Here is a 16,994-nt window from a genome sequence, read left to right as displayed (position 1 = left end):
AGGGATTTACGACGAGTGTGGTGGCGATAGCAACGAGGAGACACCTGTTCCCATGCCGAACACAGAAGTTAAGCTCGTTTACGCCGAAGGTAGTTGGGGGTTGCCTCCTGTGAGACTAGGGAGTCGCCACGCTCATTCCACCATAGCTCAGTTGGTAGAGCGCATGACTGTTAATCATGATGTCACAGGTTCGAGTCCTGTTGGTGGAGTTTTTTTTACAAACAAAAAGAAAACGTTATCTTTTTAGAGATTCTTTTAGACTTAGTTAAATAAAACTTTTATATGCGTTATACTCTAATCGCTTTTTTTGTTTGTAAAAATAACAATATAATTTTATGGATTATGGAGTTGGAGGCAAAATGATGGAAGATATGAATGAAATGATGAAAAGTATGGCAGAAACTGCTTGTGAGGTTGCAAAAGATTCTGGGTTTGAATTAGATTTTTCTGAACAGAGTTTGTTGCACGTAGAAGAGCTGTTAGATGCTTTTCATCAAAAGGTGCCAAAAGGAATAAAAAAATTATTCTCAAAAGGGTTATCGAACGAAGAAATGGATATGCTTTGCCTTGTATTCGGAGCATATTTAGGAGAAGTGGTAATCAAGAATTTAGGTGGGAAATGGCAACCGAGCGAACGTTTGGCGTCAGTTTTCTTAGACAATGGAACGGAAATATATCCCGCTCAAAAAGTATATAAAAGATTAATGAACGGGAGAGAAGATGAGATATGGGCTTACTATAAATTCTTGCAGTCGCATATTCAAGAAAATGGTTAATAATATAGTTTTAAGAATGATTGATATTAGACAACCGATATTAAAGATAAAAACTTAGTATTTACTCACTAAAATTTTATCAAAAAATAATGGAAACGTTTTTCAAAATATGTTATACTCTGAGTAAGATAATAAAGGATTGTTACTATTGAATTAGGCATGACCAACAAGGGAATTATGTGAATAATCGCTTGTTGGTTATTTTTGTGCATTTTTCTTAGTATTTAATAGATATTATGCAATGTGATTTCTTGGGGGTGTTAAAATGAAAGTGATAAAACGGTTGAATAATAATGTAGTGATGGCACAAGAAAAGAAGAGAAATTTTATTTTAATCGGAAAAGGGATAGGCTTTAATGTTTACCCCGGAGAAATGATTCATCCGAATAAAATTGAGGAACGCTATATGTCGTCAAATGATTTATTCGCAACGGAGTGGCTTTCTAATATTTCAGAGACAGATATTCAGGTGGTGAAAGAAATTATTCATGCGGGCAGGAGGATTTTGAATGTCCAGCTCAATGAAAATATTATGTTTACGCTGTTAAATCATTTGTATTTGAAAACCAATATGGATAATTCACCTCAAGATATTTCACCGCCATTTGAGTGGGAAATTCGGAATTTTTATCCTAAAGAAGTTGAAGTAGGCAAAGAGGCATTGGAATTGATTGCCAAACATAAAAATATTCAACTTCCTTTTTCAGAGGCAATATTTATCGCATTGCATTTTATGAATGCACAAATAGAAAGTGGAGAATTTCACGATACATTTGAAATTGTAGAATTGTCCAAGCAAATAGACTCGATTATTCAATACTCTTTTAAAATAGATATTGGACGTGATGAAACAAATTATCAGCGGTTTGTAACACATTTAAAGTATTATTTGTTTCGTGTAATAAATAACAAATTGCTCGATATTGGCAATGAGGAACTTTATCGAACGGTTAGTTTTCGTTTTCAAGAAGAAAGTCAATGCGTGGATAAAATCACAAATTTGATTGATGAAAAATACGGTATTACAACGTCTTTGGACGAAAAACTTTACTTGATTTTGCATATCAATCGCTTAATTCAAGTGAACAATCAATAAATAGGAATCGTTACAGTTTGGCTGGCATGACCTTGAGATAGATGATAAACGTCATCTTTCTTGAGGTCGTTTTTTATATCTTACTAATTAGTAAACATCATGAAGGAGGCGGAAAATGAGCAAAAAAATTCAGTAATCGAGAGTTTGTCGGTAAAAATTGGCGAACACGTTATGTTTTATGTATTTACAGAGTAAATACGAATGTGAAAAACTTCAAGAGGCTGAAACCCGATCGAAACGGAGGGAAAGTCAAGTTTCAATCCCTCACGAAGCGAGGTCGAAGAAAAGACTTCAAGCGGACGAAGTTCGCTTGTGACCCCGCTTGGCTGAAGCGAAGCGGAAATCAAGTTTCAAGCATTTACGAAGTAAGGACGAAGAAAAGACTTCAAGCGGACGAAGTTCGCTTGTGACCCTGCTTGGCTGAAGCGAAGCGGAAGTCAAGTTTCAAGCCCTCACGAAGTGAGGGCGTAGAAAGGAGCAGAAAAAATGGATAATAAAACTCTAGCAGGAAAAATCATTGAATTAGTTGGAGGAGTGGACAATATCGTTTCTCTAACGCATTGTGTTACTCGTCTGAGATTTAAACTAAAGTCGCAAAATCTGGCGAAAGATAAGGAAATCTCAGATTTAGAGGGTGTTTTGGGTGTGCAAAGTCAAGCAGGACAATATCAGGTGATTATTGGTGCAAATGTTGCCAAAGTCTATAAGGAAATACTTTCTGACTTGCCTAAATCACTTCAAAAAGAAAATGTGCAGACGGTGGAAAAAGAACGGTTGTTCACACGAATACTCAACACACTTTCAGCTATTTTAGTGCCAAGTTTGCCACCGATTATTGGTGGAGGGATGCTAAAAGGGATTATGTTTATGTTTGTTTCGCTAAAAATGCTTGATGCAGAAAGTGGAACGTATTTTATTTTAAATATTACGTGTGACGCGATGTTTTACTTCTTTCCATTTTTAGTGGCAGCAAGTGCGGCGAAGAGGTTTCAGACAAATGAATATATGGCAATGGCACTTGCAGGAGTGTTGCTCTATCCGAGTTTAATCAATGCAGCGTTGGCTGGGGAAATAAAAAGCATTCGTTTTTTAGATTTTCTCTCCATTCCTGTCATTAATTATAGCCAATCTATTTTGCCAATTTTACTTGGTGTTTTGCTAATGAAGTATGTCTATGGATTTTTAGAGGAGCATTTACCGTCTATGACCACTGTTCTATTAGCACCGCTTCTTACGCTACTTGTAATGGTGCCTATTTTACTATTTGCAGTAGCACCATTAGGTTTTAAAATTGGTGAAGTCGTTGCACGTGGAATTCAAGCATTGATTGATTTTTCACCAATTTTATCAGGTTTAGTCATTGGCACGACCAGACCATTTTTAGTGTTAGTCGGAATGCACCATGCTCTTCGTCCGATTACACAACAGCAAATTGCAACGTATGGATTTTCTTCCATGGCAGCAATGAGCTATCTTTCAACTATGGCACAAGCGACAGCACCATTTGCAATGTATTTGATTGTCAAAAATAAAAAAATGAAACAAGTCGCATTATCTTCTACTTTCTCTGGTTTTTTGGGGATTACCGAGCCAGCGTTATACGGTGTTTTAGTAAAATATAAGGCAGCATTTATCGGTGCCTCTCTTGGTGGGGGAATTGGTTCAGCAGTAGCTTGTATGTTTAAAGCACGTGCATTTGCTCCTGCAATGCCTAGTCTTTTGTCGATTCCTGTTTATTTGGGAAAAGGTGCAACATTTGGCTTTTTCCTCGGATTTTTCACGACAATAGTGGCAAGTTTTGCGATTACGACTGCACTTGCGAAAACTGTTTTTAGGAAAGATTTGGAGGAAGAAATTGTCACAAAAGAAGTTGTGGAAGAAAGTGGCGTGAACTATGAGGTGTATAGTCCTGTGCAAGGAGAATTGGTACAATCATCAGAAATTCCTGATGAAACTTTTGCAAAGGAGGTGTTAGGAAAAACGGTGGCAATTATGCCTGAAAATAATGAGATTCTCTCGCCGATTACAGGCACAGTAGATGCGGTGTTTGAAAGCAAGCACGCCATTTGCTTGAAAGGTGAGCATGGAGAAGAAATTTTAGTGCATATTGGCATTGATACCGTTGCTTTAGGAGGAAAATATTTTGAAAGTCTTGTAAAAAAAGGAGACAAAGTAACCGTTGGGCAAAAAATTTCAACAGTTGAAGTGGAGAAAATAAGAGAAAGTGGCTACAATCCAATGGTTATCACGATTGTAGTGAATACAGCTGACTACTTGTCTGTTGTGGAAGAATTTGACAGAGGGAAAATTTTCCCGAAAGAAAAGATTTTGAATTTGATTAAATAAAAGAAAGTGAGAGAAAAACATGAGAGTGATTATTACAAAAAATGAGCAAGAAATGGGAAAATTAGCGGGACAATATTTACTCGGAGTAATGCTTTCCAAGCAAGATAGAGTAAATGTCTCAATTACGGCAGGGAAAACACCAAAAGAAGTGTATAAATACTTAATCGAGGAAGTTAAAGGAAAGGAATATTTGCGTCATGTGCATTATTATAATTTTGACGAAATTCCTTACGTGACAGAAGATAAACCGGGTGTTACAATGCGTGATTTGACAAAAATGTTTTTTGCACCAGCTGAAATTGACAAGGAAAATATTCATCCGTTGAGCGAGCATAATTATGCCGAACAAGATGAAAAAATTGCAAATGCTGGAGGTTTGGAATGTATGCTTTTGGGCATTGGTGTGGACGGACATTATTGCGGAAATTTACCTGAGACGACAAAATATGAGGATAAAACAGTAAAAGTGATGTTTACGCCAGCAATTAAAGAGCGAGTTTCTGTTTTGTATGAAAACAAGGAAGAAGTGCCAGATTATCATGTAACAATGGGACCGACAAGCGTAATGGCAGCAAGACAATTGATTTTAATAGCTAACGGAAAACACAAAGCTGAAATCGTCAAAGAATTTCTGGAGGGGGAAATCAGCAGAAAATACCCAGCAACAATATTAAAAATGCACCCGAACTTGACAGTAATTTTAGACGAAGACGCAGCAAGCCTGTTGGGGAAATAGAAAAGCGAAGAGGGGCGTTCAGGAGGTTGTCGTAGTGAGCCACAGCATTTACTTGCTGGAAACAAAGTTTCCAGTGCTGTTGCGAACAACGACCAACCTCCTGCCCCTCGCAGCTAGACAAAGAAAAGCGGAGAGGGGCGTTTAGGAGTTTGTCGTAGTGAGCCACAGCATTTATTTACTGGAAACAAAGTTTCCAGTGCTGTTGCGAACAGCGACCACCCTCCTGCCCCTCGTAGCTAGACACAGAAAAGCAAAGAGGGGCGTTTTGAAGTCTGCAACAGCGAACCATGTCGTTCATTTACTAGAAACGTAAGTTTCTAGCGACATTGTGAGCAGTTGCCAGACTTCAGCTCCTCGCAGCTAGACAAAGAAAAGCGAAGAGGGGCGTTTTGAAGTCTGCAACAGCGAACCATGTCGTTCATTTACTAGAAACGTAAGTTTCTAGCGACATTGTGAGCAGTTGCCAGACTTCAGCCCCTCGTAGCTAGACAATAAGAAAAGCGGAGAAGTGCGTTTTGAAGTTTGTCGCAGTGAACCATACCATTTACCTGAGACGAGGACAAAACTAGCAAAAATAGAAAAATCGCAGAAATTTCATTTTCTCAAATGTTGGTTTCATGCGATTTTTCTATTAGGTTAGAGTTTGAATTTTATCTTAAAGCCTCCATTATGACAAAAGAAATTCCTCTAATTCTTTCAACCCGATGTTTTCCAATGTAGAAATCTCAAAGATTGTCTTAATCCCAGCTAACTTTAAATATTTATAAGCTTGCAATCGTTCTTGTTCGTTTTCGAGCAAATCCATTTTTGTGATAATGCCAATCGCTTTTTTAGGAAAACGTGTGGCAAAATACGGTGGAAAATAGTTTTGAGCTCCTTTGATACTTTGAACAAATGCGACCGCTTCAGCTTTTACTGCCACACTCACCAGTGCATTATAGTAAAAAGGATTTTCCATAAATTCTCCCGGTGTGTCAATGGTCGAGTCGTTAAAATGAACTTGTTGTGTTTTATGATAATTTTGCTCTTGATTGTGCAAATATTGGCTTAACGTAGTTTTCCCACAACCTGTTTCTCCGATGAGAATGAGTTTTTTCATGCGTTTTCCTCTCTACTTTCTATTTTGTAATCAAGTTCTCGTAATATCAGGAATATCAAATCTCAGCACACCCCCGAGTGTTGTGATGACTTGTCTGAGGGCGAATTCTACTGAGGAGACTTCTCCTGTGATAACAACTGCTCCGCTAAAGCGATCCATAAAACCGATATGAACATTTCCAGATTTTCTTGCAATGTCTGCACCGATAATGGATGCCTCGCTTGGTGTAATCGTCAAAATGCCAATCGCTCCCCCATTTTCATCCAAGCCAAGATTCATGAAAATTTCCTTATCCGCATTTGGAATGAGATGTGCCAATGTAACTTGTTTGCCCGGAACGTATTCTTGAATTGTACGTTCAATATTTCTTTGTTCATTCATGAAAAAATCCTCTTTTCCTTACAAATTTTAGAGTTACCCTTAAATTAGTTTTTATATTTATTCCGAAATTGAGTCGGGGTGTCGTTTGTGATGTCATGAAAAATTTTGCAAAAATAGCTTGTTTGTGAATAGCCAAGATTGCGAGCGATTTGCTCAATGGTAAAATTTGTCTCAATGAGTAGAGCTTGTGCTTGCTTCATTTTTTGCTCATTTACATAGCTGATAAAATTACTACCCAGCTCTTTTTTGAATAGTTTGCTCAGGTAATGCGGGCTAAAATAAACATGGTCGGCAACTTCGTTTAATGTGATTTTTCTAGTGATATTTTTCTCAATGTAGTTTGTAACTTTTTGAATTGACTCGTGGTTTGAATTGACAGTTTTTTTCTTGGCGGTAAATTTGATTTTTTCACGAGCCTCATCTTTTGAGTAATATTCGCCAATCGTTTGAAGAAGGGAAATTGAACTGTGTACTTTTTCGATAGAGACTTGTGGTATTTTCTCACGAGCCTTGCACAATTCAAGATTTTTCGTCCAATCTGTATTTTCCGTGTCAATCGGATGAATACTTATTTCATTGTCGATGACTTCTACTTGACCGAATAAAATGAACCCTGTCAGTTGATTTTCAGTAATAATTGGAAGAGAAATGTCGGTCAACCCTGCATGGCAACGATAAATAGAAGCGTTTCCAGTTTTATATGCCTCAAGACCACCGAATTTATCGCACTTTCGGCAAAGTTCGTGGAATTTCGGATTTTTCCTCATCAATTGGCAAAACGAGGAGAAGTTAAAAGTGGAGGATACTTCTTTTCCTTGAATATCGCACAAAACGGCACTGAAACTTGTGGCGAGGGAAAAATCTTCGATAATATTATTGATGGTTTTCTTTTTTTCACCATTTGTAGAATATTTGTCCATGATTTTCCCCTTTCTTCTGTCTAGCTACTATTTCCCTTATTAGCATTTTACTAGGTATTTCAAGGAATTTCAATACAGAAAGAAAGCGATAACATAATATAGCTGAAAAATAGCAAAATAGTGCTATTTTTTGAAACCTAAAAAGCCCACTGAAATCAGCAACTCCTCGATAATTCAGACAAAATAGTGTTAAAAATAAAAAATTCTTACGATAAAAAGGACAAAAAAAGATAAGCATGAAAGCGTATGATTAGCTTGTAAGAAAAGAAAAAATAAGGAGGTTTTATCATGCAACAAGAAGCACTAGGAATGATTGAAACAAGAGGACTAATCGGGGCAATCGAGGCGGCAGATGCAATGGTCAAAGCAGCAAATGTTACGCTCGTTGGCACGGAAAAAATTGGCTCTGGACTTGTGACAGTCATGGTTCGTGGTGATGTAGGAGCAGTAAAAGCAGCTGTTGATGCTGGTGTATCTGCTGCAACAAGTGTTGGAGAAGTTGTAAGCAATTATGTCATTCCACGTCCACATAGCGAAGTCAACTCAATGCTTTCTGCCAAAAAAGACTAATCGCACAAAAAAGTTGTGAGAGGTAGTTGCAGTTACCTAGTTTTGCACAACTAGACAAAGGAGGGAAGGCTCATGGCAGAGAGACAATTTGACGTAGATGAAATTATGAAGCGTGTATTAAAAAAAATGGATGGCAGCACACAATTAAAAGAAAAGGAAAAAGGAGCGACAAACATGATTGAAAAGGCTTGTGGTTTAACAGAATTTGTAGGGGCAACAGCATTTGGCGATACAATTGGCTTAGTTATTGCAAATGTAGATTCTTCGCTACTAGAAACGATGAAATTAGAAAAAAAATACCGTTCTATCGGGATTATTGGAGCACGTACTGGTGCAGGTCCGCATATTATGGCAGCGGACGAGGCGGTAAAAGCAACCAATACAGAAGTCATTTCGATTGAAATGCCACGTGATACAAAAGGTGGTGCAGGGCATGGGTCACTGATTATTCTTGGAGGAAATGATGTTTCTGATGTGAAACGTGCAGTAGAAGTTACGCTAAGAGAAGTAGATACACGCACATTTGGAGATGTCTATGGCAATGAGGCGGGGCATATTGAAATGCAATATACAGCTCGTGCAAGTTTTGCTTGCAATAAAGTATTTGGTACACCAATTGGGAAAGCATTTGGCATTATTGTAGGAGCTCCTGCTGCAATCGGAGTTGTTATGGCAGATACAGCTTTGAAAGCGGCAAATGTTGAAGTGGTGACCTATGCAACGCCTCAAAATGGACAAAGTTTTTCAAATGAAGTGACCATGACCATTACAGGAGATTCTGGTGCAGTTCGTCAAGCAGTGATTTCAGCAAGAGAAATTGGCATTAACTTACTAGCAACGCTTGGTTCAACGCCTAAAAATGACCAACCGTCCTATATTTAAAGAGAGGGTGAAAAATAAATGAAATCAAAACGATTTGAAGCGTTAGAAAAAAGACCCGTCAATCAAGACGGATTTGTAGATGAATGGGTAGAAGAAGGCTTAATTGCAATGCAAAGTCCAAATGACCCTAAGGCAAGCATTAAAATTGAAAATGGTGTTGTAGTGGAGTTAGACGGAAAATCAAAGGCAGACTTTGATCTTATCGACTCTTATATTGCAACGTATGGTATCAATCTTGAGCGAGCAGAAGAAGTGATGCAAATGTCCTCAAAAGAATTGGCGAATAAGATTGTAGACCCGAATATTTCACGTGAGGAAATTGTTGCATTGACGACCTCTGTCACTCCTGCCAAGTTAAATGAAATCGTTGGCTACATGAATGTGGTAGAAATGATGATGGCAGTACAAAAAATGCGTGCACGTCGCAGACCCACCACTCAATCTCACGTAACCAATGTACGTGACAATCCTGTACAAATTGCAGCGGATGCAGCAGAAGGGGCATTACGTGGGTTTGATGAGCAAGAAACAACCGTTGCAGTCGCACGATATGCACCGTTCAATGCAATTGGGATTATGGTAGGTTCACAAGTTGGGCGTCCTGGAGTTTTGACACAATGTTCGCTAGAAGAGGCAACAGAGTTAGACCTTGGTATGCGTGGATTTACAGCTTATGCAGAAACCATTTCCGTTTATGGAACAGAACAAGTATTTACAGATGGCGATGACACTCCTTGGTCAAAAGGATTTTTGGCATCATGCTATGCCTCAAGGGGATTGAAAATGCGTTTCACCTCTGGAACAGGTTCAGAAGTGCAAATGGGGTATGCTGAAGGGAAATCTATGTTGTACTTGGAAACACGTTGCATTTATTTGACGAAAGCAGCAGGAGTTCAAGGACTTCAAAATGGTTCAATTAGTTGTATCGGTGTGCCGGGTGCAGTGCCGTCTGGTATTCGTGCAGTGCTGGCTGAAAACTTGATTGCGATGCTCTTAGATTTAGAAGTGGCATCAGGAAATGACCAAACGTTCTCTCACTCAGATATTCGTAGAACAGCTCGGCTTTTGATGCAATTTTTACCAGGAACAGACTTTATCTCATCTGGCTATTCTGCTACTCCGAACTATGACAATATGTTTGCAGGGTCAAACTTTGATGCAGATGATTTTGATGATTACAATATCATTCAACGTGACTTGCGTGTGGACGGTGGACTTCGTCCAGTAAAAGAAGAAGACGTTGTGGCAATTCGTAGAAAAGCAGCAATGGCATTGCAAGGTTTATTTGAAAAATTGGGATTGCCGACAGTGACAGATGCTGAAGTGGAAGCTGCCACTTACGCACGTGGCTCTCAAGATATGCCAGAGCGTGACATGGTAGAAGACATAAAAGCAGCTCAGGAATTGCTAGACAGAGGAACGACTGGACTTGATTTGGTGAAAGGTTTGGCTGAAAGTGGTTTTGAAGACGTTGCGACAAGCGTTTTGAATTTGTTGAAACAACGTGTAGCGGGTGACTTTTTACAAACTTCTGCGATTTTTGACAATCAATGGAATGTTATTTCCGCTGTGAATGACAAAAACAATTACGCAGGTCCCGGAACTGGTTACCGTTTAGACGGTGAAGAGTGGGAAAAAGTTAAGGCGATTCCAAACGCAATTAATCCAAAGGATATTTAGAGAGGAGAAGTTGAAATGGCAGAAATAAATGAACAATTACTACGCTCAATTATCAAAGAGGTTTTGCAAGAAATGGATAGTCATACAGAGGAAAAGGTAACTTTTCACTCCAATCCACCTGCAAACACGGAAAATAACTGGTTTTCACCAATTGGCAAAGCACAAACAGGTGTTTCTCGTGATGAAGTGGTGATTGCAGTAGCTCCAGCTTTTGCAGAAAGTCAAACACAAAGTATTGTAGGCGTTCCGCATAAAGAAATTCTCAAGCAAGTCATTGCAGGCATTGAAGAAGAAGGACTAAAAGCACGTGTAGTGAAAGTGTATCGTTCGTCAGATGTGGCATTTGTCAGCGTGGAAGGAGACAATCTCTCTGGTAGTGGTGTGTGTGTAGGACTTCAATCAAAAGGAACGGCGATTATTCATCAAAAAGATTTGCAACCGTTGACGAATTTAGAGCTATTTCCACAAGCACCTTTGCTTACACCAGAAACGTATCGTGCGATTGGGAAAAATGCAGCAAAATATGCAAAAGGTGAATCACCAAATCCTGTGCCAATGATGAATGACCAAATGGCACGTCCGAAATATCAAGCACTTTCCGCATTACTTCACATAAAAGAAACGAAATATGTGGTCGTTGGAAAGCCAGCAGAAGAAATTGCTGTATCAATTTAGCGAGGTGAAGAAAATGAATGATAAAAACATTGAAAATCTTGTTCGTGGGATTTTACAAGAGATGACGACAGGCGGTGTATCAACTCTTGAGCGAGAAACTCCGCAAACAACGGGAGGAGCGACTGTTGCCGATTATCCTGTGGCACAAAAACATCCTGAATGGATAAAAACGAAAACGGGCAAAACGCTAGAAGATATTACTTTAGCTAATGTGATGAATGGAACGCTCACGCCTGATGATTTGAAAATTACACCGAGAATTTTGAAAGCACAAGGTGAAATTGCGACAAGTGCGGGACGTAAGAGTATTTCACGCAATTTTACTCGAGCGAGTGAATTAACCGCTGTTCCAGATGCACGTTTGCTTGAAATGTATAATGCACTCAGACCGTATCGTTCTAGCAAGGAGGAATTACTTGCAATCGCAACAGAGCTTGAAGTGCAATATAGTGCAACAATTAGTGCAAACTATGTTCGTGAGGCGGCAGAGCATTATGAAAAACGGAAAAAGTTAAAGGGTGATAATTAATCAGAAATGAGTGTGATGAGTTTGAAGCGTGTCATAGGAGTAGATATTGGCAATTCCTCAACAGAGGTAGCTCTAGCAGAAATTCTTGAAAATGGAGAAATTATTTTTGGCTCGTCTGCATTAGCGGAAACAACGGGAATTAAAGGAACAAAGAAAAACCTTTTTGGTATTTACAAAGCCTTAAATGAGCTGTTAGATAAAAATGATTTAGCGTTTCAAGATATTTCACTTATTCGCATTAATGAGGCAACGCCAGTTATTGGCGATGTGGCAATGGAAACCATTACTGAAACGGTGATTACAGAGTCAACGATGATTGGACACAATCCGAAAACTCCGGGAGGATTAGGATTGGGTGTAGGCGAGACGATTTCGCTAGATGATTTCGCAACAAAAGCTCAACGAGGAGCAAATTATATTGTAGTTGTAGGAAATTCTTGGGAATTTGATGAAGTTGCTCGCCAGTTCAATCGTTATATGAGTGAGGGCTATCAGATTGAGGGAGCAATTTTGCAAGCAGATGATGGTGTATTAGTTCACAATCGTTTGAATAAAAAAATCCCGATTATTGATGAAGTTGCCTATATTGACAAAGTACCTTTAGGTATGCTTGCGGCAGTCGAAGTCGCTCCTGTTGGCTTTGGTATCACACAGCTTTCTAATCCTTATGGAATTGCGACTGTTTTTCAGCTAGATGCACAGGCGACAAAAAATATCGTTCCCGTCTCTCGAGCGTTGATTGGCAATCGTTCGGCGGTTGTGATAAAAACACCAAGTGGGGACGTTAAGGCGAGAACCATTCCAGCAGGAAGTATTGAAATTACAAGTGGCAGTCGAAAATTGCGTGTGGATATTTCAGCAGGTGCTGAAAAGATTATGGAGAAGATTGCAAGTTTCCAAATAATTGACAATGTGGTCGGTGAAGCTGGAACAAATGTCGGTGGTATGCTAGAAAAAGTTCGACAAACAATGGCACTTTTAACGGAAAAACTATCAAGTGAAATTTTTATTCAAGATTTGCTTGCGGTAGATACGTTTGTACCTTTGAGTGTAAAAGGTGGAGTGGCAGGCGAATTTTCAATGGAACAAGCAGTTGGGATTGCCTCTATGGTAAAGAGCGACCATTTACAAATGTCCAAAATTGCACAGGAGATTTACAAAGACCTAGGTATTCCAGTTGAAATCGGAGGTGCTGAGGCAGAGGCGGCAATTTTAGGTGCATTGACAACACCGGGGACTACAACACCACTTGCAATTTTAGACTTAGGTGCAGGCTCAACGGATGCGTCTATCATCAATGGCGATGAGAAAATAACGGCAACGCATTTAGCTGGAGCAGGCGACATGGTAACGATGCTGATAAACTCAGAGTTAGGGCTGGAGAATCGTTATTTAGCCGAGGACATCAAACGTTTCCCTCTTGCAAAAGTGGAAAATATTTTCTATCTTCGTCATGAAGATGGCAGTGTTCAATTTTTCGATGAACCACTTGACCCGTCCCTTTTTGCGAGGGTGGTAGTAGTAAAGGAAAACGGCTATTTACCAATTTCAAGTGATTTATCCGTGGAAAAAATCAAGCAAGTTCGCCAAAGTGCGAAAGAAAGGGTGTTTGTCAAAAATGCTATTCGTGCATTGAGACAAGTAAGTCCGACAGGAAATATTCGAGACATTCCTTTTGTCGTGATTGTCGGCGGTTCTGCTTTGGATTTTGAAATTCCTCAGCTCGTGACAGAGGCACTTTCTCACTATGGTTTAGTTGCAGGTCGTGGCAATATTAGAAGTGTGGAAGGACCGAGAAATGCTGTTGCAACAGGCTTAATTCTTTCATATGCGAGGGGGAATTAACATGGAAATAGGAGTGCGACCACAAATTTATATTGCTGTATTAGACACTCCTCCGCAGCGTGTGATTTCCTCAATATTGCACGGTTTAGAGGAAGAAGGGATTCCATTTTTCCTCGAGGAATTTTCAGATAGAGAAGTGGTGGAACTAGCCTATCAAGCAAGTGTAAAATCTTCGTTAAATGTCGGGATTTCGTGCAATCAAACACAAGCGATTTTACACTACAAAAACTTGAAGAACACCACGCCTTATATAGTGCTAGAAAATATCCAACAACAACCAAAAGAAGTATTGAAACGCTTTGGTGGCAATGCAGCAAGATTGGTAAAGGGAGTTGCATTTAAAGATTTAGAGGACAATTGATTGCGAGGTGAAACTAGATGAATCAAGCGATAGGCTTGTTAGAGGTAAGAGGATTAGCAGGTGCGATAAATGTTGCTGATGTGATGTTGAAAGTAGCGGCAGTAGAATTAAAAGGCATGGAAAAAGCTCGTGGCTTTGGTTGGATGACTGTTGAAATTACAGGTGATGTTGCAGCCGTTCAAGCCTCAGTAGATGCGGGAAAAGCAAAGGCAATGGAAGACAATTCGTTTGTATCCGCCTTAGTAATTCCACGCCCTGCCAATGATTTGGAGAAAGTATTCTTTCAAGGGCGAAAGAAAGCAAAACCAATCAAAAAAGAGGAAAAGCTAGAGCAGTTGCCTGAGGGAACTCCAGAAATAAAAGAGGAAACACCAGCTGTTGAAGAAAAAAAGGCAAAAACTTCGACAAAAAAGAAAAAGGAATAATCGCAAGGTTAAAAGCGATATTCAAAGAATGAAAACAAACGGAGGAATTTTACAATGAATGATGCACTAGGAATGATTGAGACAAAAGGGTTAGTCGGAGCTGTCGAGGCGGCAGATGCAATGGTAAAAGCGGCAAACGTGACACTTGTTGGCACAGAAAAAATTGGTTCAGGGCTTGTGACGGTTATGGTGCGTGGCGATGTTGGGGCGGTAAAAGCAGCAACGGACGCTGGTTGTGTGGCAGCTGAAAAAGTGGGAGAAGTGATTTCTGTTCATGTTATTCCACGTCCTCATGCGGACATTGAGGCGGTCATTTTAAAGACGACTCATGAGTAATTGGACGGAAGTGGCAATCAAAGAGGCTGTCTGTCAAGTGCTTTTGGAAATGAAAAAAGAGCAAATTCCAATCGGCATTTCCAATCGACACGTTCATTTAACAGAAGAAGATTTTAAAGCCTTATTTCCAAATGAAAAAATCGAGCCACTCAAACCTTTAAAACAACCGAATGAATATGCCTCAAAAAGCGTTGTAACGCTAAAAGGAGCAAAAGGTGAAATTGAGCGTGTACGTGTGCTAGGACCACTTAGGAGGCAAAGTCAAGTGGAAATTTCTAAAACAGATGCACGGACGTTAGGAGTAAATGCTCCCATTCGCCTATCAGGCGATTTGAAAGATGCCTCAATGATTACGTTATGCTCTGAAAACGGGGAAATCACTATCCCTGCAGCGATTATTGCCAAGCGACATATTCACATGAGCTTTAAAGAAATGGAAGAGTTAGGCTTAAATATGGGGCAAGCTGTAAAGGTAAGAGTAACCTCAAAAGAGCGTACAGTTGTTCTTGAAGATGTAGAAATAAGAGCAGGTGAAAACTTTGTGTTAGAAATGCACGTAGACACAGACGAGGCAAACGCCTGCGACATATTGCCAAACACAACAGGCAGTTTGATAACAGAGTAAAAACGAAAAGCATATCAAGGAGGAAGTCATGAGCGTTTTAGAAAAAGCCAATGAGACATTAGCTGAATTTAAAAAAATTGTCAATACAGGTTTGGCACAATCCTTTGAAGCAGGGTGTGGCTATAAGGTTGGTGTGGACTTAGGGACTTCCTCCATTGTTTTAGTGGTGTTAGACGGAGAAAATCGGGTGTTATTCGGTGCTTTTGAATATGCAGATGTTATTCGTGACGGGTTGGTGGTCAATTATCAGCAATCCGTGGAAATCGTTTCACGCTTGAAAAAACAGGCGGAAGATGCTCTAGGGTTTACACTGAAGAAAGCCTCAGGTGCCATTCCACCCGGCACGATAGGAAACAATAAACGTATCGTTGGCAATGTAATTGAATCCTCTGGCATGGAATTAGACAAAATCGTGGATGAACCTACGGCTGCAGCTTGTTTGTTGCAATTGGAGCATGGTGCGGTGATTGATGTTGGCGGTGGCACGACAGGAATTAGTATTTTTGAAAATGGAGAGGTGATTCTTTCTGCGGATGAGGCGACAGGCGGAACGCATATGACACTTGTGATTGCAGGATTCCATAAAATTCCGATTCCTGAGGCAGAAGTGAGAAAGAGAAATCCGCAACTTGATGCAGAATGTTTTAGCATTTGTCGTCCAGTTGTTCAGCGAATGGCGGAAATCACGAGGAAAATTTTGGAAAAACAACCGAGTGAACCACTTTTTGTAGTAGGTGGTGCCTCTATTTTAAGTGAATTTGAACAGGAATTTAGCAAATACTTAAACCAAGCCGTTTATAAACCTGATTATCCGCAATTTGTCACACCAATTGGCATTGCGATGTCCTCAGAGATTATAGATGAGGTGAGCTGAAATGGAAGAAATCATTCAAAAAATTATTCAGCTTTTATTTCAACGTGAGCAAAGCACGCTTGTCGTTTCAGCAAAAGATGATTTTTTTCAATCAAAAATTGGTGTACGTGACTTTTTAAAACATCAGCACATCACCATTACAGATGTAGGCGTACTTTTTTTAAAGGAAATTGCAGAGAAAAGAGAGACTTCATTTGTTTCATGGATTTTTGAAAGTCTAGAGTATGGTTGCGAAGTTACGCTTGAGTTAGCATTTTCACAAGTAAGTTTCATACCAAGAGATTTCCTTGTTTGCTCACCATTTATTTTGCAACACAAAAATGGCTTGAAATGTTATGCCTTATCTAAAAAAATTCTCACCTATCAAGATGTATTCTGGCTAGATTGTTCATTTGTACTGATTTTAGAAGAAAATCAACAACTAACAGCACTAGCAAGAGAATATTTAGAAAAAGAAAAAATCACTGTTGAAAAAATAAGAAAAGCGAAGAGGGGCGTTTAGGAGGTTGCAACAGTGAGGCACGATGTTTATTTACTCGAAACGAAGTTTCGAGCATCGTGGCGAACAGTTGCCAACCTCCTGCCCCTCGTAGCTAGCCAAAGAAAAGCGGAGAGGGGCGTTAAGGGTTTTGTCGTAGTGAGTCATGCCATTTACCTGCTTGAAACGAAGTTTCAAGTGGCATTGCGAACAACGACCAAAACCCTGCCCCTTGTAGCTAGACAAAGAAAAGCGGAGAGGGGCGTTAAGGGTTTTGTCGTAGTGAGTCATGCCATTTACCTGCTACTACACTTCGTTTCGCATACAGTCTTTCTAAGAATCAAAGATTCTTGAAAGACT

The 16,994-nt window shown here is 39.6% G+C and carries 21 protein-coding genes, 1 tRNA gene and 1 rRNA gene; 20 read left to right on the top strand and 3 right to left on the bottom strand.

The features are described from left to right. Positions 1 to 16: 16 nt before the first annotated feature. The 7 genes from rrf (at position 17) to B5D30_RS13560 (ending at position 5,267) form a co-directional block, all read left to right on the top strand. Positions 17 to 132: ribosomal RNA gene (gene rrf, locus B5D30_RS05675) — 5S ribosomal RNA — on the top strand. Between the two features lie 4 nt (positions 133 to 136). Then, positions 137 to 209 (top strand) — tRNA-Asn (locus B5D30_RS05670). A 153-nt stretch (positions 210 to 362) separates the two neighbouring features. After that, positions 363 to 776 (top strand): hypothetical protein, encoded by a 414-nt coding sequence (locus tag B5D30_RS05665; RefSeq protein WP_159443227.1) that lies wholly within the window; start codon positions 363 to 365, stop codon positions 774 to 776. A 265-nt stretch (positions 777 to 1,041) separates the two neighbouring features. Further along, positions 1,042 to 1,872, top strand: coding sequence for a PRD domain-containing protein (locus tag B5D30_RS05660; protein WP_078807066.1), 831 nt, complete (start codon positions 1,042 to 1,044; stop codon positions 1,870 to 1,872). A gap of 486 nt (positions 1,873 to 2,358) precedes the next feature. Then, positions 2,359 to 4,218 carry a glucose PTS transporter subunit IIA gene (locus B5D30_RS05655; RefSeq protein WP_078807065.1) on the top strand — a complete coding sequence of 620 codons (1,860 nt, stop codon included), beginning with the start codon at positions 2,359 to 2,361 and terminating at the stop codon, positions 4,216 to 4,218. Positions 4,219 to 4,237: 19 nt separating this feature from the next. After that, the gene (locus tag B5D30_RS05650) at positions 4,238 to 4,954 is read left to right on the top strand and encodes a glucosamine-6-phosphate deaminase (protein WP_078807064.1); all 717 of its coding nucleotides are present in this window, start codon (positions 4,238 to 4,240) and stop codon (positions 4,952 to 4,954) included. Between the two features lie 157 nt (positions 4,955 to 5,111). Then, a complete protein-coding gene (locus B5D30_RS13560; RefSeq protein ID WP_159443226.1) occupies positions 5,112 to 5,267 on the top strand; it encodes a hypothetical protein in 156 nt (51 codons plus the stop codon). A gap of 354 nt (positions 5,268 to 5,621) precedes the next feature. On the opposite strand, the gene B5D30_RS05645 is transcribed toward B5D30_RS13560, so the two are convergent. From B5D30_RS05645 to B5D30_RS05635, 3 genes are read right to left on the bottom strand one after another with little or no spacing between them, the layout of a single operon-like run. Then, complete coding sequence (locus B5D30_RS05645) at positions 5,622 to 6,053, bottom strand: EutP/PduV family microcompartment system protein (protein ID WP_078807063.1); 432 nt, start codon at positions 6,051 to 6,053, stop codon at positions 5,622 to 5,624. A 30-nt stretch (positions 6,054 to 6,083) separates the two neighbouring features. Then, entirely contained in the window at positions 6,084 to 6,434 is a 351-nt protein-coding gene (locus B5D30_RS05640; protein ID WP_078807062.1) for a BMC domain-containing protein, read from the bottom strand. A 44-nt stretch (positions 6,435 to 6,478) separates the two neighbouring features. After that, complete coding sequence (locus tag B5D30_RS05635) at positions 6,479 to 7,354, bottom strand: PocR ligand-binding domain-containing protein (protein ID WP_078807061.1); 876 nt, start codon at positions 7,352 to 7,354, stop codon at positions 6,479 to 6,481. Between the two features lie 288 nt (positions 7,355 to 7,642). On the opposite strand from B5D30_RS05635, the gene B5D30_RS05630 reads away from it, so the two are divergent. From B5D30_RS05630 to B5D30_RS05570, 13 genes are all read left to right on the top strand, one after another. Continuing rightward, complete coding sequence (locus B5D30_RS05630) at positions 7,643 to 7,924, top strand: BMC domain-containing protein (RefSeq protein WP_078807060.1); 282 nt, start codon at positions 7,643 to 7,645, stop codon at positions 7,922 to 7,924. Positions 7,925 to 7,996: 72 nt separating this feature from the next. After that, positions 7,997 to 8,806, top strand: coding sequence for a propanediol utilization microcompartment protein PduB (gene pduB / locus B5D30_RS05625; protein ID WP_078807059.1), 810 nt, complete (start codon positions 7,997 to 7,999; stop codon positions 8,804 to 8,806). Positions 8,807 to 8,824: 18 nt separating this feature from the next. Next, positions 8,825 to 10,486 carry a propanediol/glycerol family dehydratase large subunit gene (locus tag B5D30_RS05620; protein ID WP_078807058.1) on the top strand — a complete coding sequence of 554 codons (1,662 nt, stop codon included), beginning with the start codon at positions 8,825 to 8,827 and terminating at the stop codon, positions 10,484 to 10,486. Positions 10,487 to 10,501: 15 nt separating this feature from the next. Further along, entirely contained in the window at positions 10,502 to 11,161 is a 660-nt protein-coding gene (locus B5D30_RS05615) for a propanediol/glycerol family dehydratase medium subunit (protein ID WP_078807057.1), read from the top strand. 13 nt (positions 11,162 to 11,174) lie between these two features. Beyond that, positions 11,175 to 11,690, top strand: coding sequence for a diol dehydratase small subunit (locus tag B5D30_RS05610; protein WP_078807056.1), 516 nt, complete (start codon positions 11,175 to 11,177; stop codon positions 11,688 to 11,690). 21 nt (positions 11,691 to 11,711) lie between these two features. Then, complete coding sequence (locus B5D30_RS05605) at positions 11,712 to 13,535, top strand: diol dehydratase reactivase subunit alpha (RefSeq protein ID WP_078807070.1); 1,824 nt, start codon at positions 11,712 to 11,714, stop codon at positions 13,533 to 13,535. Between the two features lies 1 nt (position 13,536). Next, positions 13,537 to 13,896, top strand: coding sequence for a glycerol dehydratase reactivase beta/small subunit family protein (locus B5D30_RS05600; RefSeq protein WP_159443225.1), 360 nt, complete (start codon positions 13,537 to 13,539; stop codon positions 13,894 to 13,896). A 17-nt stretch (positions 13,897 to 13,913) separates the two neighbouring features. Next, positions 13,914 to 14,321 carry a BMC domain-containing protein gene (locus B5D30_RS05595; RefSeq protein WP_078807054.1) on the top strand — a complete coding sequence of 136 codons (408 nt, stop codon included), beginning with the start codon at positions 13,914 to 13,916 and terminating at the stop codon, positions 14,319 to 14,321. 54 nt (positions 14,322 to 14,375) lie between these two features. Further along, positions 14,376 to 14,657: a BMC domain-containing protein gene (locus B5D30_RS05590; RefSeq protein WP_078807053.1), complete on the top strand. Its 282-nt coding sequence runs from the start codon at positions 14,376 to 14,378 to the stop codon at positions 14,655 to 14,657. Further along, positions 14,650 to 15,282 (top strand): phosphate propanoyltransferase, encoded by a 633-nt coding sequence (gene pduL, locus B5D30_RS05585; RefSeq protein ID WP_078807052.1) that lies wholly within the window; start codon positions 14,650 to 14,652, stop codon positions 15,280 to 15,282. Before B5D30_RS05590 ends, pduL begins: the two co-directional genes overlap by 8 nt. A 28-nt stretch (positions 15,283 to 15,310) precedes the next feature. Further along, positions 15,311 to 16,156, top strand: a complete 846-nt coding sequence (gene eutJ / locus B5D30_RS05580; protein ID WP_078807051.1) for an ethanolamine utilization protein EutJ — start codon at positions 15,311 to 15,313, stop codon at positions 16,154 to 16,156. Position 16,157: 1 nt separating this feature from the next. Beyond that, entirely contained in the window at positions 16,158 to 16,658 is a 501-nt protein-coding gene (pduM, locus tag B5D30_RS05575; protein WP_078807050.1) for a PduM family microcompartment protein, read from the top strand. A 12-nt stretch (positions 16,659 to 16,670) separates the two neighbouring features. Beyond that, complete coding sequence (locus tag B5D30_RS05570; protein WP_078807049.1) at positions 16,671 to 16,988, top strand: hypothetical protein; 318 nt, start codon at positions 16,671 to 16,673, stop codon at positions 16,986 to 16,988. Positions 16,989 to 16,994: the final 6 nt, after the last annotated feature.

This window comes from Pilibacter termitis (genome assembly GCF_900167335.1).
GTDB lineage: Bacteria > Bacillota > Bacilli > Lactobacillales > Streptococcaceae > Pilibacter > Pilibacter termitis.
The sequence above is the reverse complement of the archived record's forward strand: the minus strand, read 5'-3'. Positions and strand labels throughout refer to the sequence as shown.